This window comes from Citrobacter sp. W9 (assembly GCF_026719375.1).
In the GTDB taxonomy this organism is placed as follows: Bacteria; Pseudomonadota; Gammaproteobacteria; order Enterobacterales; family Enterobacteriaceae; genus Citrobacter; species Citrobacter werkmanii.
In genome coordinates, this window is the sequence record NZ_JAPPTE010000001.1 from 58,515 (window position 1) to 71,821 (window position 13,307).

15 protein-coding genes are annotated in these 13,307 nt (G+C 51.2%); 13 read left to right on the forward strand and 2 right to left on the reverse strand.

The window, feature by feature from the left end; translation table 11 throughout:
- The first annotated feature begins 3 nt into the window (after nucleotides 1-3).
- From OOJ59_RS00320 to OOJ59_RS00340, 5 genes are all read left to right on the forward strand, one after another.
- Nucleotides 4-1,125 (forward strand): flagellar basal body P-ring protein FlgI, encoded by a 1,122-nt coding sequence (locus tag OOJ59_RS00320; RefSeq protein ID WP_087856483.1) that lies wholly within the window; start codon nucleotides 4-6, stop codon nucleotides 1,123-1,125.
- Nucleotides 1,126-1,133: 8 nt separating this feature from the next.
- Nucleotides 1,134-1,436, forward strand: coding sequence for a rod-binding protein (locus OOJ59_RS00325; RefSeq protein WP_110498852.1), 303 nt, complete (start codon nucleotides 1,134-1,136; stop codon nucleotides 1,434-1,436).
- A gap of 98 nt (nucleotides 1,437-1,534) precedes the next feature.
- Nucleotides 1,535-2,911, forward strand: coding sequence for a flagellar hook-associated protein FlgK (gene flgK / locus OOJ59_RS00330; RefSeq protein ID WP_087856482.1), 1,377 nt, complete (start codon nucleotides 1,535-1,537; stop codon nucleotides 2,909-2,911).
- Between the two features lie 18 nt (nucleotides 2,912-2,929).
- A complete protein-coding gene (gene flgL, locus OOJ59_RS00335) occupies nucleotides 2,930-3,859 on the forward strand; it encodes a flagellar hook-associated protein FlgL (RefSeq protein ID WP_069323862.1) in 930 nt (309 codons plus the stop codon).
- A 25-nt stretch (nucleotides 3,860-3,884) separates the two neighbouring features.
- Nucleotides 3,885-4,886 (forward strand): flagellar hook-associated protein, encoded by a 1,002-nt coding sequence (locus OOJ59_RS00340; RefSeq protein WP_160956222.1) that lies wholly within the window; start codon nucleotides 3,885-3,887, stop codon nucleotides 4,884-4,886.
- Here OOJ59_RS00340 and OOJ59_RS00345 read toward each other — a convergent pair.
- Nucleotides 4,883-5,362, reverse strand: a complete 480-nt coding sequence (locus OOJ59_RS00345) for a hypothetical protein (protein ID WP_160956223.1) — start codon at nucleotides 5,360-5,362, stop codon at nucleotides 4,883-4,885. The two genes, OOJ59_RS00340 and OOJ59_RS00345, sit on opposite strands and share 4 nt — an antisense overlap.
- Nucleotides 5,340-6,290 carry a transcriptional regulator gene (locus tag OOJ59_RS00350; RefSeq protein WP_160956224.1) on the reverse strand — a complete coding sequence of 317 codons (951 nt, stop codon included), beginning with the start codon at nucleotides 6,288-6,290 and terminating at the stop codon, nucleotides 5,340-5,342. The genes OOJ59_RS00345 and OOJ59_RS00350 overlap by 23 nt, the downstream gene beginning before the upstream one ends.
- A 553-nt stretch (nucleotides 6,291-6,843) precedes the next feature.
- Between OOJ59_RS00350 and lafA the strand changes: the two genes are divergently transcribed.
- From lafA to motA, 8 genes are all read left to right on the forward strand, one after another.
- The gene (gene lafA, locus OOJ59_RS00355) at nucleotides 6,844-7,758 is read left to right on the forward strand and encodes a lateral flagellin LafA (RefSeq protein ID WP_087856478.1); all 915 of its coding nucleotides are present in this window, start codon (nucleotides 6,844-6,846) and stop codon (nucleotides 7,756-7,758) included.
- 196 nt (nucleotides 7,759-7,954) lie between these two features.
- Nucleotides 7,955-9,280, forward strand: coding sequence for a flagellar filament capping protein FliD (gene fliD / locus OOJ59_RS00360; protein ID WP_087856477.1), 1,326 nt, complete (start codon nucleotides 7,955-7,957; stop codon nucleotides 9,278-9,280).
- Between the two features lie 33 nt (nucleotides 9,281-9,313).
- Nucleotides 9,314-9,706, forward strand: a complete 393-nt coding sequence (gene fliS, locus OOJ59_RS00365; protein ID WP_003843794.1) for a flagellar export chaperone FliS — start codon at nucleotides 9,314-9,316, stop codon at nucleotides 9,704-9,706.
- Nucleotides 9,707-9,710: 4 nt separating this feature from the next.
- Entirely contained in the window at nucleotides 9,711-10,028 is a 318-nt protein-coding gene (locus OOJ59_RS00370; RefSeq protein WP_087856476.1) for a flagellar protein FliT, read from the forward strand.
- Nucleotides 10,025-11,197, forward strand: a complete 1,173-nt coding sequence (locus OOJ59_RS00375; RefSeq protein ID WP_193156907.1) for a flagellar hook-length control protein FliK — start codon at nucleotides 10,025-10,027, stop codon at nucleotides 11,195-11,197. The genes OOJ59_RS00370 and OOJ59_RS00375 overlap by 4 nt, the downstream gene beginning before the upstream one ends.
- A 7-nt stretch (nucleotides 11,198-11,204) precedes the next feature.
- Nucleotides 11,205-11,675 (forward strand): flagellar basal body-associated FliL family protein, encoded by a 471-nt coding sequence (locus OOJ59_RS00380; protein WP_038637667.1) that lies wholly within the window; start codon nucleotides 11,205-11,207, stop codon nucleotides 11,673-11,675.
- A gap of 20 nt (nucleotides 11,676-11,695) precedes the next feature.
- Complete coding sequence (locus OOJ59_RS00385) at nucleotides 11,696-12,412, forward strand: FliA/WhiG family RNA polymerase sigma factor (protein ID WP_038637670.1); 717 nt, start codon at nucleotides 11,696-11,698, stop codon at nucleotides 12,410-12,412.
- Between the two features lie 29 nt (nucleotides 12,413-12,441).
- Entirely contained in the window at nucleotides 12,442-13,305 is an 864-nt protein-coding gene (gene motA, locus OOJ59_RS00390; RefSeq protein WP_006685923.1) for a flagellar motor stator protein MotA, read from the forward strand.
- Nucleotides 13,306-13,307: the final 2 nt, after the last annotated feature.

A 13,307-nucleotide genomic window follows, 5' to 3' on the forward strand; every position in this document is an offset into this window, starting at 1 on the left:
GATATGCAACACTTAAGCGGGCGCTGGATGAACGCGTTAAACGGCATCGTTATCGCCCTGAGCCTGGCGCTGCCAGGCGCGGCGCAGTCGCAATCTCTGGAATCGCTGGTTAACGTCCAGGGGGTCAGGGAAAACCAACTCGTCGGCTACAGTCTGGTGGTCGGTCTGGACGGAACCGGGGATAAAAACCAGGTCAAATTCACCAACCAGACAATTACCAACATGCTGCGCCAGTTTGGTGTACAACTGCCGAGCAAAATCGATCCGAAGGTGAAGAACGTTGCGGCGGTGGCGGTCAGCGCGACGCTACCGCCCATGTACTCGCGTGGGCAGACCATTGACGTCACGGTCTCGTCGATCGGCGATGCCAAAAGCCTGCGCGGCGGCACACTATTGCTCACCCAATTACACGGCGCGGATGGCGAGGTTTATGCCCTTGCGCAAGGGAGCGTGGTGGTCGGCGGGATGAACGCGACCGGAGCCAGCGGCTCCAGCGTCACCGTGAATACCCCCACCGCCGGGCTGATACCGAACGGCGCGTCGGTAGAACGTGAAATTCCCAGCGACTTCCAGATGGGGGACACCATTACGCTCAATCTGAAACGCCCCTCCTTTAAAGATGCCAATAACATTGCCGCGGCGATCAACGCGTCGTTTGGCGGCATTGCGACGGCACAAAGCTCGACCAACGTTATCGTCCGCGCGCCAACCAGCCCCGGCGCGCGCGTGGCCTTTATGTCTCAGTTAGATGACGTCCAGGTGCAGGCGGAAAAAGTCCGGGCTCGGGTGGTGTTTAACTCGCGTACCGGTACGGTCGTTATGGGCGATGGTATCGCCCTGCATGCGGCGGCGGTATCGCATGGCAGTCTGACGGTTTCCATCAATGAAAGCAGCAACGTCAGCCAGCCGAACGCTTTTGCCGGTGGCCGTACGGCGGTGACGCCGCAAAGCAATATTTCGGTGAATCATGCCCGTCCGGGGATGATCAGTCTGCCAGAGTCCAGCAGTCTGAAAACGTTGGTCAACGCGCTCAATAGCCTGGGGGCAACGCCGGACGACATTATGTCTATTTTACAGGCCCTGCATGAAGCTGGTGCGCTGGATGCCGATCTGGAGGTGATTTAATGGCCGACATCAAGGTGAATCATAGCGGGGGCATTGACGGTAGCGATGCGTTAATGGGCCCCAAAATCAAAGATAACGATTTGCAGAAAGCTGCCCAGCAATTCGAAGCCATCTTCTTACGCAACATGCTGAAAGAGATGCGTAAAACCAATGAGATCTTCGACTCAAAAGATAACCCGTTTAACAGCGACTCGGTACGCATGATGCAGGGATTTTATGACGATCAGCTGTGCAACAGTCTTGCCCAACAGCACGGCATTGGCATTGCGGAGATGATCGTCAAACAGCTCTCCCCTCATCACCAAGGATAAAGGTTGCGCGGCGGCTTAAGAACTGCGGTTTTTTCGCCGCTCTTAATCGGCAAGGTTGTTAATGACAGACCGGGTAACTGACCGGCGAGGACGCTTTGATGGATATGATTAACATTGGCTACAGCGGCGCATCGACTGCGCAGGTGGAGCTTAACGTAACGGCGCAGAACACCGCCAACGCGATGACTGACGGTTATACCCGGCAGGTTGCCATCACCAGTACCATTGGCGCGAGTTCCGGTTCAGCGAACAGTGCGGGTAACGGTGTGCAGGTTGACAGTATTCGCCGGGTCTCAAACCAGTATCAGGTTAACCAGGTCTGGTATGCCGCCAGCGATTATGGCTATTACAACACCCAGCAAGAGTATTTAACGCAGTTGGAAACCGTCCTCAGCGATGATAACAGCAGCCTGAGCGGGGGATTTGATAACTTTTTTGCCGCGCTAAACGAAGCCACCACCAGCCCGGATGATTCCGCCCTGCGTGAGCAGGTGATCAGCGAGTCCGGCGCGCTGGCGCTGCGCGTGGATAACACCCTCGATTACATCGACTCGCAAAGCAGTGAGATCGTCAGCCAGGAGCAGGCGATGGTGGCGCAGGTGAACACCCTGACTACCGGTATTGCCAGTTATAACCAGCAAATTGCTGAAGCTGAAGCCAACGGCGATAACGCTTCGGCGCTGTATGACGCCCGCGATCAGATGGTGGAAGAGTTGAGCGGCATTATGGACGTTCAGGTCAATATCGATGATGAAGGCAACTATAACGTCACGCTGCAAAACGGTCAGCCATTGGTCAGCGGGCAGGAGAGTTCCACCATCGAACTGGATACCAACGCCGATGGCACGCAGAGTATGTCGTTAACGTTTGCCGGAACCACCTCATCCATGAACACCGATACCGGCGGCTCGCTGGGCGCGCTGTTTGATTATCAGAATGAGGTGCTGACGCCGCTGACGGGAACGATTAACAGCATGGCGGAGCAATTTGCCGATGCGGTTAACACCCAACTGGCGCAGGGCTACGATTTGAACGGAAATCCCGGTGAACCGCTGTTTATTTATGATGAAAACTCATCGGATGGCCCGCTGGAGGTAAACCCTGATATCACCGCCGATGAACTGGCGTTTTCCAGCTCGCCGGACGAAAGCGGCAACAGCGATAACCTGCAGGCGCTGATCAACATCTCAACCGAACCGCTGGAAATTGAAGGACTCGGTAGCGTAACCGTGGGCGAAGCCTGTTCATCGATCATCAGCAATATTGGTATCTACAGCCAGCAAAACCAGACGGAAGCCGAAGCCGCAGCGAACGTGTACTCCGAGGCACAGAACCAGCAGAGCAGCGTGAGCGGCGTCAGCATGGATGAAGAAGCGGTCAACCTCATTACCTATCAGCAGATTTATGAGGCTAACCTGAAAGTCATCTCAACAGGTGCTGATATTTTCGATTCTGTGCTGGAAATGTGTAGCTAACCGGAAGGGGAATGAAAAATGCGAGTCACTGCCCAGCAGTCTTATGTGTCTATGACGCAGAGTTTTAACGACCTTTCCAGCGATCTTTCTCATGTCGTCACGCAGATGGCGACGGGGAAAAGCATTCTGTTGCCGTCTGACGATCCGATTGCGGCGACCCGTATCACCCAGCTTAACCGCCAGCAATCGGCCCTCGACCAATATCAAACGAATATTAATTCCGCGTCGGCAGGGATGAGCCAGCAGGAATCTATTCTCGACGGCGTCAATAACGATCTGTTGGCGATTCGCGACGATCTGCTGGAAGCCGCGAACGGCACCAATACCGCTGAGTCATTATCCAGTCTGGGGCAGGATATCCAGTCGATGACTGAAGCGATGGTGTCGGCGTTAAATTACCAAGATGAAGACGGTCACTATGTGTTTGGCGGGACGGTGAACGATCGGCCGCCGATTGTCGCGGTGGATGAGGACGGCGACGGCGTGACCGACAGCTATACCTACCAGGGGAATGGCGATCATCGCCAAACTACTGTCTCCAATGGCGTAGAGGTTGACACCAATGTGGCCGTCAGCGATTTCTTCGGCGATAGCCTGGATGTGCTGAACACCTTAACGTCATTATCGAAAGAGCTGCAGGACCCATCGGTTGATCCTGCCGATCCGCAGGTGCAAAGCGACATTCAGAATGCCATCGATACGGTAGACGTGGCCTCTGATGAGCTCAACGCCTCCATCGCCACCATTGGTGAAACGCAGAATACAATGACCATGCTCAGCGATGCTCAGACAGATATCTCAACGTCCAACGATCAGCTGATCAGTCAGTTGAGCGATCTGGATTACGGCCCAGCTTCCATTACCTTTACCGGACTGGAAATGGCGATGGAAGCCACCTTAAAAACCTACTCTAAAGTGAGTGAGTTGAACCTTTTCAGTGTGATTTAACAGCGAGCAGTAGCTCAGGAATAGTATGCAGGTCGGTTTAAATACAACGTCACTCTCCGGTAGCGGAGCGCTTAATCCTTCTGTGCAGCAGCATACCGTTGCGCAGAATGCCCCTGTCCGTCAAAAGTTACCCGCAACGGCGAGTGATTACCCGGCCTCACCGCTTATTACCACCCGGCCTCAGCGTTATAGCGTGCAGCTTAACGATCAGCTCACGACGCTACAGCAGGCCGATCACTATCTGGGACAACTGGAACAGCATTTGCTGGATTATCGCCATGCCTCGCGCCGTGGCGGGCAGGCGCAGCAGCAAAAGGGAGCCGAACTTACCCAGTGGCTGGATAAAAGAACGGCGTTATCCGGCGGCGCGGTGGACAGGCAACTGCGTCCGGTTTTGCAGGGCGAGGCGCGAGTGACCTTTCACGCGCCTGAACTGGCGCAGATGCTGCAAAAAGATGCCATAAGCTCGCGCATGTTTAGTGTTTCCGATGGGCGGCAAACGCAGCACTCGGCGGTGGTGGTGGGTGAGGATATGGAGCCAGGCCAGTACAAGATAATGATGAGCAACGCGCTGCGTCGCGTCGGCGTACAGGTGCACGATCGGCAGGGCACGTTAACGTTCTCCACCACGGAAAAGCAGTGGTCGCAGATCCAGCAAACCCTGAGCGTACGCGATGTCGGTGCGAAGTCATCAGCGTTTACCCCGCTGAAAACATTTGCCGATCCCTCACGTTCAGAGGAGCTTCAACAGTATGTAGCACAGGGCGGAGCCCGAACTCAGGACGGATTACAGCAGGCGTTGGATATTATTGGCGATCAACGTGCGCAAATGGCTGCCCAGCAGGAGAAGGCCCGGCAGCTCATTGACGGTATGGCGCGTTTTCCACAGGCAGAAAGTGCGGTGCAAGCCTCTGAATCATTGGGTGGGGTTTTGGATCATGCTAATCACAATTATCAGGTATTAGCGCAGGCGGTGAATGGACAAGCCCGACTTTCCAGCCAGACTGTCCGTAGTTTATTAAGTTAATTCTGCTGGCATGCTTTGGTTGAAAAGTTAAATACAGAGGGGTCTGTGATTAACAGACCTCCGACATCCCGAGTAAAAATCAAATTTTGCTGCGGAGTTATATGGAGCCACCATGTATGCAGGTTGTGCTCAGTGACAAATGCCCCGAAATTAGCCATACGATAATCGTTTTGATCGGTTTTGGTGGTACTAAAGTGAAACTCACCCTGTTTATATGAGCCGGTATAATGATTAATACACGACGCTACTTTAAACGTAGAGGGCATTTTATTATTTTGCTCCAAAGGGACGAGAGTGATCGTGGTGCTTTTATCCAGAGAACTTGCGATAAGTTCATAATGTACGTTTTTGCCAGTAGTAAGGTCGTAATTGGCAATGACCGTATTTTCAATGCGGGCATGAGCCGTAAATGTGAAAAATAGCGTGAAAGCAGACAGGGCAGGGAAAAAGAAATTATTTGCATTTTGGCATTTCATTTAACATTTTCTCCACTTCTTTAATTAAAATACCATTCATTTCATTATCTTTATTTAGCCAATGTTCAAAACTTAGCGCTAACTGCCATTTGTCATTGCATTGATTGCTAAGCACAATATCAAGGGCGAGTTTGTTCAGTGAGATCCGATAATACAAGGTCATCGAGGCGTTATGGCTTACCAACAGAGGGTTGAGCTGCTCGATACCGGGAAGAATATGCGTTGAAACAAGCGATGATGATTTCTTATTCTCACCGGGGTCGTAAAGTTGATATACCGTAACACGGTCGGCATTTTCAAGTGTCTCTTTAACCAGTTGCGGAGTTTCTTCCGTTTTAGTAACAGATGGTGCTTTAAAATAAGAGATTAAAGTAAATAACGACAGCGCGATAACGATAACGGGTAAGGTAATCAGAACGGCTCGGTAAGGATGCCGCCTGATGGCCGTTTTTCTCTGGTTTCTTGACGATAGTTGACTGTTAAGTAAGGGCATTTCCCCATGATTTGTTGATGGAAGCATTTCATCAGGCGCAGGGGACTCAACAATCTCGGTACGTTTCTCGACCTCATCAATGGTGCTGTCATCAGCCACAGTTTCATTAAGGTCAATAGTTTCAGTGAGGTAGTTCTTATTAAATAAATACCCTTTTTTAGGTATGGTTTTTATAATTTCTTGCTGCTTACCGTCATCATCGATCGCAACACGCAGCGCATGAACGGCTGTCGGCAGGCTATTTCCACCGACGATGCGATTCTTCCAAACTGCGCTCATTAAATATGACCGAGATAAAACGACATCGGCATTTTTAGCTAATGTCTCTAACAGAATAAAATGGTATTCGCCCAGGCGACGTATCTCGCCTGTTTCACAATGGATTAACGCATTAAGCGAGGAATCCATCCGCCAGTTGTTGACTACGATACTCATCGATTTGTATACCCGTGCAAGATTTTATATCCCTGGTGTCACACCGTTAAAAATCAGTGCATTAAAATTCTGGAGAAATTGAAATTTCTTTGTGCTGTGAAGCTGCAGCTGAATCGCTATTGAGTGTTTTTTATGCTGTCCAAAAAAGGATTTGAAATGTAGCGAAAGTGCCCGAGACTCACAATATAAAAGTACAGGGTATTTGCAACTAAATGTAAAACATGGCTATAACCAGGCTTTTTAAAGTGATTTCATCTAGGGATAATCTTATTCTTATCAAAAAGTTAACCCGTATGGCGCGTAAGCAACCAAGCCGTTATTAGATATTTCTAATAATCTTTTAATTAAATCTTGATTGAGATCTTCCTTAGAAAGTGGTTTTTTGGGGAGGTAGCACGCAAAGCTAAAATAGAGGTGGAAGCGTTTTTTATCTCGCTAATGATGTTGTGTAACGCGTCAAAAAAAATTTTCTGCAGCGCTTTAAGTTTTCCAAACGGGTGGTCGTTTTTACAGAGTATCGAAACGAAAACGATTATTCCCAAGGAGCAGTACCATGTTATCGATTAATACTAATACCGCATCAATGTCTGCTGTAAATGCTATCAACAAAAGCAGCGCATCACTGTCTACTTCTATGGAACGTCTGGCGACAGGTAACCGTATTAACTCCTCTGCAGATGACGCTGCGGGCAAACAGATTGCCAACCGTCTGACCGCGCAGTCCAGCGGCATGGGCGTTGCATTGAGCAACATCAACGATGCCACTGCCATGCTGCAGACAGCCGACAGCATGTTTGACGAAATGACCGACGTACTGGGCCGTATGAAAGACCTGTCTACTCAGGCGGCGAACGGAACGTACAGCGATGAAGATTTGCAGGCGATGCAGGACGAATACGACGAGCTGGGCCAGCAGATGTCCGATATGCTGCAGAACACAACTTACGGCGGCACCAACCTGTTCGGTGTTTCCGGTACCAGCAACACCGGTAAAGACGGTCTGTTCCAGAGCGGCGTAACCTTCCAGGTTGGCGCTGAATCTTCTGACACCATGACCGTTGATATTTCCAGCCAACTGGACACTCTGGTTAACGCACTGGATCAGGTTAGTGCTTCCTTCAAAGGTGACCAGGCAGATAAGACCGGTAGCGCAGGTATTTCTGGCGGCTCCGAACTGACCACTTCTGGCTCTGCAAACGCGATGATTGGAACTATCCAGACTGCAATGGACGACGTGTCTAAGATCCAGTCCAAACTGGGTGCATCCATCAACCGCCTGAACGACACCGCGGCTAACCTGACCAGCATGCAGGACAACACTGAAGTGGCGATCGGTAACATTATGGATACCGACTACGCGACGGAAGCGTCCAACATGACCCAGCAACAGGTGCTGATGCAAACGGGTATCACCATGCTGAAGCAGTCCAACAGCATGTCCAGCATGGTTTCCAGCCTGCTGCAGTAATTCCTGACGTAATGTCATTCACAACACCGCCACCCGGCGGTGTTGTGCTTTCCGCAACCGGGCCTTTGCCTGGAAACCTTCCTGAGGAAGGGAAAATTCATTTCCGCTACTAACTTAACTTACTGAATATCAATAATAAAAAATATTGGCATGCGTTTTGCTATTACATAACTAACGTTGCACGGAGTCACTGATTATGAGTTTTACGAGTCCGATCCAAAAATTAGCACAAGAATTTGCCTACGCGGACATCGCCACCCAGGCGGCAAATCTGCAAAACGAACAGAACGAATTGAATGCAGAGAGCAACGGCCTGGACTCGTTAAGTTCGGCGCTCACCGACTTTCAGTCAGCAATTGATGCGCTTAACAGTGACACCGACGGCCCGCTGACGTTTTCTGCTACGTCGAGCAATGATTCAAACACCATATCCGCAAACTCGGAAGCTCAGGCCGGAACCTATTCATTTTATGTTTCGGCACTTGCACAGGCGCAACAAACCACGTTCAGCATGAGTGATGACCAGTACAGCGCATCCGGTACCTTTACGTTGTCGATGGATGACGGCACGACCATGGATATCGATCTCGCGGCTGCTGATGAAGATGGCGACAGTTTTATTGATGCCAGCGAACTGGTTGATGCAATTAATGACTCGGATGACAACCCTGGCGTATCGGCGGCGCTGGTTAAAACCGACGGCACCACCACTATCATGCTGACCTCTGATACCACCGGAGCACAAAGCGGCTTTTCAGTGAGCGTTACGGGCAACACCGATTTTGCGACGGCGGAGTCTTCCAGTGAGCAGCTCATCACGAATCCGCAGGACGCAGAAATTCATCTGGGAAGTGAAACCGGTCCTGCCATCACCAGTAGTTCGAATACTTTCGATGACGTTATCCCCGGCGTGACCATGACCTTTTCCGAGGTCAGCGATCCTGATGATCCTAATGATGTGACCACCTTTACCGTCGCGGAAGACTCCAGTGGATCTCAGGCAAAAGTGCAAACCTTCGTGGATGCCTATAACACGCTAATCGACACCATAGATTCTCTCACCAGCTACGGCGATGACGACACCGCGGCCGGGGTCTTTGCCGGTGATGCCGGGATGAATTCGCTGGCAAACCAAATGGATGATATCGCTCACGCTTCATACGGCGGCGTATCGATTGTCGACTATGGCATCACGCTGGATTCCGACGGTCACTTACAAATCGACTCCACCCAGTTCAGCGAAGAAATGGAAAAAAACCCGGACGGTTTGACCTCTATTTTTGTCGGTGACGACAGCATGGTCGCACAAATGGACGACCTGATGGACAGCTATCTGGATTCCAGCAACGGCATCATTGCCATGCGCCAGGAAAACATTGACGACCAGCAGAGCAAAATCCAGGACGAAAGCGATCAACTGACCGAAACCTATAACACCAACTACGAGCGCTATGTGGAAGAGTACACCAATACGCTGGTTGAGGTGTACACCATGAAAGTGAGTATGGCCGCGTTTATGTAACCGGCTGATTTAAGAGAAGGATTAAGAACCAATATGTACGACACGCAGGATGGTTATTCGCAATACAAAGAGATGGATCTTGCTGCGCGTACGGCAGCAGCATCGCCGTTAGAGCTGGTGCTGGTGCTGTTTTCGGGACTGATGGACGAACTGGAACGCGCGAAAAGCCACATTGAGAACAAACGCTACGAGCGTAAAGCGCAAAGCATCAATAAATGCATCGATATTCTCAACGCCTTAACCAGCTCGCTGGAGTTTGAAACCGGCGGTGAGCTGGTGGTGAATCTCTCCCGGCTGTATGACCACTGCGTCTACCGCCTGTATGAAGCCAGCGGCGAATTGTCGTTAGAAAAAATTGATGAAGTGATCCTCATCCTGACGAATCTGCGTACAGGCTGGGAAGGTCTGTCAGCAAAACTTGGATAAGGCGATGGAAAGAGAGCGTCAGCAACAGCAGCTTTATGCCCTGGTGGCGGCGATGAACGATGCCCTGGATCAAAAACGGTGGCGTCGATTACCAGGTCTGCATCAGCAGGTGATGCGTGACTTTCATGCCTATGCTGCCTGGGAAACTGACGCCGAGGCGCTACGGGAAGTGAAAAGCAGACTGCTGGTCGCGTTTGAGACATTAATTGCGCGGCGAACGCAGCGTGCGGAAGAACTCAAAACGCGGATGGAGAAACATCAGCAAAACCAGGAAGGAATGTTGGCGTATTCAATGGTTAATTTAATTTCGGAGAAGGCATGAATCCTGTATTACTGGCCTCGGTCAGTGCGTCGGCAGAGGCCACACCGGAAAAGGCGACGATTTCGGCGCCGTCAACCCCTGAGGGCGGCAGCGCATTTTCTTTATCCCAGTCGGGGCTGAACGCCGCGGCTGAGCGGTTGATTGGCGCAAAACTGAGTCATCAGCAGACATCGGTGGCTGCGCATAAACAAGACGACGCGAATCCGGCAGCCATGCAGGCATTGCTGGCTATGCTATTGGCGCAACCGACTCAGGCAGCCCCGGCCGATGTACAAAAGCAGCCTGATGGCGACATGTTGAGAATGCTGGCGCAGGTGCAAACCACCCATTCGGGGTCATCATTGCTGCGCCAACTGGCGAGCGCCATGGCCCAGCCGGAAAAAACATCCGCGCCATCGGCTGATCAGCACACAACTGACTTATCGTCACTGCCGCCTAAGCTGCAAACGTTACTGGCGTCACTCAGCGAGGATTTGCCGCCAGCAACCCCGGATCAACAGGCTAAGCTGGCGACGTTTTCCGCCCAGGATCTGCGAGCGATTGCGCCGGAGCCTGCGTCACTCTCGACCTCCCAACAAATTTCTGCTCGGGTGAAATCAACCCAGAACCCCAGTCCTCGCCCGGTGGTGGAGAGAAAAACCGCTGGGGTGACGGTCAATCCTGCGCTCTCTACGCAGAATTTGCTCAATACCGCGGCGCAGGGAAATCAGCCAGTGAATCCACTGACCGAGCATAACATCGTGTCGACGCCAGTTTCCACACCAGTGACGATGTCAACGGAGGAACTCGGGGAGAAACTCACTGCGCTGCTTAAAGACAGAATTCAGTTCCAGATAGGTCAGCAACAGCAAATTTCGACCATTCGTCTTGATCCTCCGTCGCTGGGCAAACTTGAAATTGCTGTGCAACTGGATGCTGGGAAGCTGATGGTACACATCGGCGCAAATCAGAGCGATGTCTGCCGCTCATTGCAGCAGTTTAGCGAAAACCTACGTCAGCACCTGACGGCGCAGAACTTCATGGACGTCAATGTTCAGGTCTCTTCCGAGGGGCAATCGCAGCAGCAAAAACAGCAGTCAGGTCATCAACAGGATGAGGTGGCGTCAGCATTAGTGCTCAATGATGAACCTCAATTTCAACGGAATGAATCCGTTCTGATCAAAGTGTAAAAGCAAAATGAAGAAAATCGTTATCGCGTGTGTGATCAGTTCCGTCGTCGCTTTGGGTATTGCGGGGGGGGCCGGATGGGGCATTTATCATGCTATGAATAAGGGAACCACGGCTGCGGCAGCGACTCCCGCTCACGAAGCGGAAGATAGCCAGGATGAGTCCAACAATATTTTTGTCTCCCTGCCAGAAACGGTGGTTACGCTGCATGATGATGAAGGCGGCGATCGCTATATGGTCGCTGAGCTGGTGATGGTTGTTGATTCAGAGAAAGACGCTGAAAAAATTAAGCAGGACGAACCGCTCTATCAAAGTATTACCGTAGATGAGCTTTCGAATATGAAATATGAAGATATTCGGGCGCTGAAGATCTCCGAAATCAGAAAGAAAATATTTGAAAATCTGAAAGTTGAATTAGCGAAACGCAAAATGGCGACACCTTATAAGGAGATATTGGTGAAAAAAGTCGTTTTCCAATAAGCGACAAGCCAGGAAATAACATGATACAGGATGCTTACGAGTCAGAAGACTTTAATGCGACGCCCATGCTTACGCCAAAGCAAGAGAGCCATTATTTACAGGCTTATCTGCCGTTGGTGCGCAAAGTGGTGCGTCAACTTGCGCCGCAATGTACCTGCGTTATGGACAGGCAGGATATGGAACAAACGGCGTTGATGGGATTGCTGAATGCGATTCGACGCTACGGTCAACCAGACGAAGGTTTTGCCGGTTATGCCGTTCACCGCATACGCGGCGCAATTCTGGATGAGCTGCGCAGCCTCGACTGGCGGCCTCGCCAGCTACGCCAAAAATACCATCAGATTAAAGATTTGATTCGTGATGCGCGCACACAGCTTGGGCATGAACCCTCATGGGAGGAGTTGTCCCGACGGGGATTATCGTCTGAGGATTATCAGGAATACCAACAGCTGGAAGGTGCGGAAACGCTGGCCAGCCTGGATGAATTACTGAATGGCGATATGCCGATAGCACCGCTCGAAGGGCGGGGGCTGGAAGAGCAATTCGTCACGCAGGAAATGTTGAGTTACGCCCTGAGCCAACTCAGCGAAAAAGAGGGCCTCGTGCTCTCAATGTATTACCAACACGATATGAATTTAAAAGAGATCGCGCTGGTATTAGGGCTGACCGAAGCCCGAATCTGTCAAATGAATAAAAAAATCACGCACAAGATTCGTGATTGTTTATATCCAGACTAACAATTCCGAATCAACATGCGGAGGACGTAATGCAAAAGATTTTTGGCTTATTAGTGGTTTTGGGCTGCGTATTTGGCGGCTACTTTGAGGCTGGAGGGCAGTTAATTGCTATTTGGCAGCCAGCAGAAATTATTATTATCGTTGGTGCTGGCCTGGGGGCGATGATTATTGGGAACCCGGTACATGTGCTGAAAGAGATCGCCCATCAGATCAAAGGGGTGATCAGTAAAAAGAAAATGGGACCGGAATTTCAGCGTCAGCTACTGATGTGCCTGTATGAGCTGCTGGAAATGGTGCAGAACGGTGGTCTGCGTATGCTGGATCAGCATATCGAACAGCCGGAAGAAAGTACCATTTTCCAAAAATACCCGCTGGTGCTGACTCAGAAGCGACTGGTGACATTTATCGCCGATAACTTTCGTCTGATGGCGATGGGTAAAATCGATGCCCATGAACTGGAAGGGATCCTCGATCAGGAACTGGATACCGCTGAAGAGTCTTTGTTAACCCCTTCGCGCTCTTTGCAGCGTACCGCCGAGGCGATGCCTGGCTTCGGGATTTGCGCGGCGGTGTTGGGTATCATCATCACCATGCAGTCTATCGATGGCTCCATTGCGCTTATCGGTCTGAAAGTGGCGGCGGCGTTGGTGGGGACATTCTTAGGGGTATTCATCTGTTATTGCCTGATGGACCCGCTGGCAAACGCCATGGAACAGCAGGCGCGGGCAGAGCATTCGCTGCTCGAATGCGTTCGTACCGTTCTGGTGGCGCAAGCGGGCGGTAAACCGACGCTACTGGCGGTCGATGCTGGCCGTAAACTTCTCCATCTGGCCTCTAAACCCACTTTCGCCAATCTGGATGCGTGGGTTAATGCGATGCTGGAGCAGGAATAAGC

Excerpts from the sequence above, each read along its gene's own strand:
- OOJ59_RS00385 (WP_038637670.1), top strand. The coding sequence starts at position 11,696 with ATGATACAGGATGCTTACGAGTCAGAAGACTTTAATGCGACGCCCATG.
- OOJ59_RS00350 (WP_160956224.1), bottom strand. The coding sequence starts at position 6,290 with ATGAGTATCGTAGTCAACAACTGGCGGATGGATTCCTCGCTTAATGCG.
- motA (WP_006685923.1), top strand. The coding sequence starts at position 12,442 with ATGCAAAAGATTTTTGGCTTATTAGTGGTTTTGGGCTGCGTATTTGGC.
- OOJ59_RS00345 (WP_160956223.1), bottom strand. The coding sequence starts at position 5,362 with ATGAAATGCCAAAATGCAAATAATTTCTTTTTCCCTGCCCTGTCTGCT.
- lafA (WP_087856478.1), top strand. The coding sequence starts at position 6,844 with ATGTTATCGATTAATACTAATACCGCATCAATGTCTGCTGTAAATGCT.
- OOJ59_RS00320 (WP_087856483.1), top strand. The coding sequence starts at position 4 with ATGCAACACTTAAGCGGGCGCTGGATGAACGCGTTAAACGGCATCGTT.
- OOJ59_RS00370 (WP_087856476.1), top strand. The coding sequence starts at position 9,711 with ATGGAAAGAGAGCGTCAGCAACAGCAGCTTTATGCCCTGGTGGCGGCG.
- fliS (WP_003843794.1), top strand. The coding sequence starts at position 9,314 with ATGTACGACACGCAGGATGGTTATTCGCAATACAAAGAGATGGATCTT.
- OOJ59_RS00380 (WP_038637667.1), top strand. The coding sequence starts at position 11,205 with ATGAAGAAAATCGTTATCGCGTGTGTGATCAGTTCCGTCGTCGCTTTG.
- OOJ59_RS00375 (WP_193156907.1), top strand. The coding sequence starts at position 10,025 with ATGAATCCTGTATTACTGGCCTCGGTCAGTGCGTCGGCAGAGGCCACA.
- flgK (WP_087856482.1), top strand. The coding sequence starts at position 1,535 with ATGGATATGATTAACATTGGCTACAGCGGCGCATCGACTGCGCAGGTG.
- flgL (WP_069323862.1), top strand. The coding sequence starts at position 2,930 with ATGCGAGTCACTGCCCAGCAGTCTTATGTGTCTATGACGCAGAGTTTT.
- OOJ59_RS00340 (WP_160956222.1), top strand. The coding sequence starts at position 3,885 with ATGCAGGTCGGTTTAAATACAACGTCACTCTCCGGTAGCGGAGCGCTT.
- fliD (WP_087856477.1), top strand. The coding sequence starts at position 7,955 with ATGAGTTTTACGAGTCCGATCCAAAAATTAGCACAAGAATTTGCCTAC.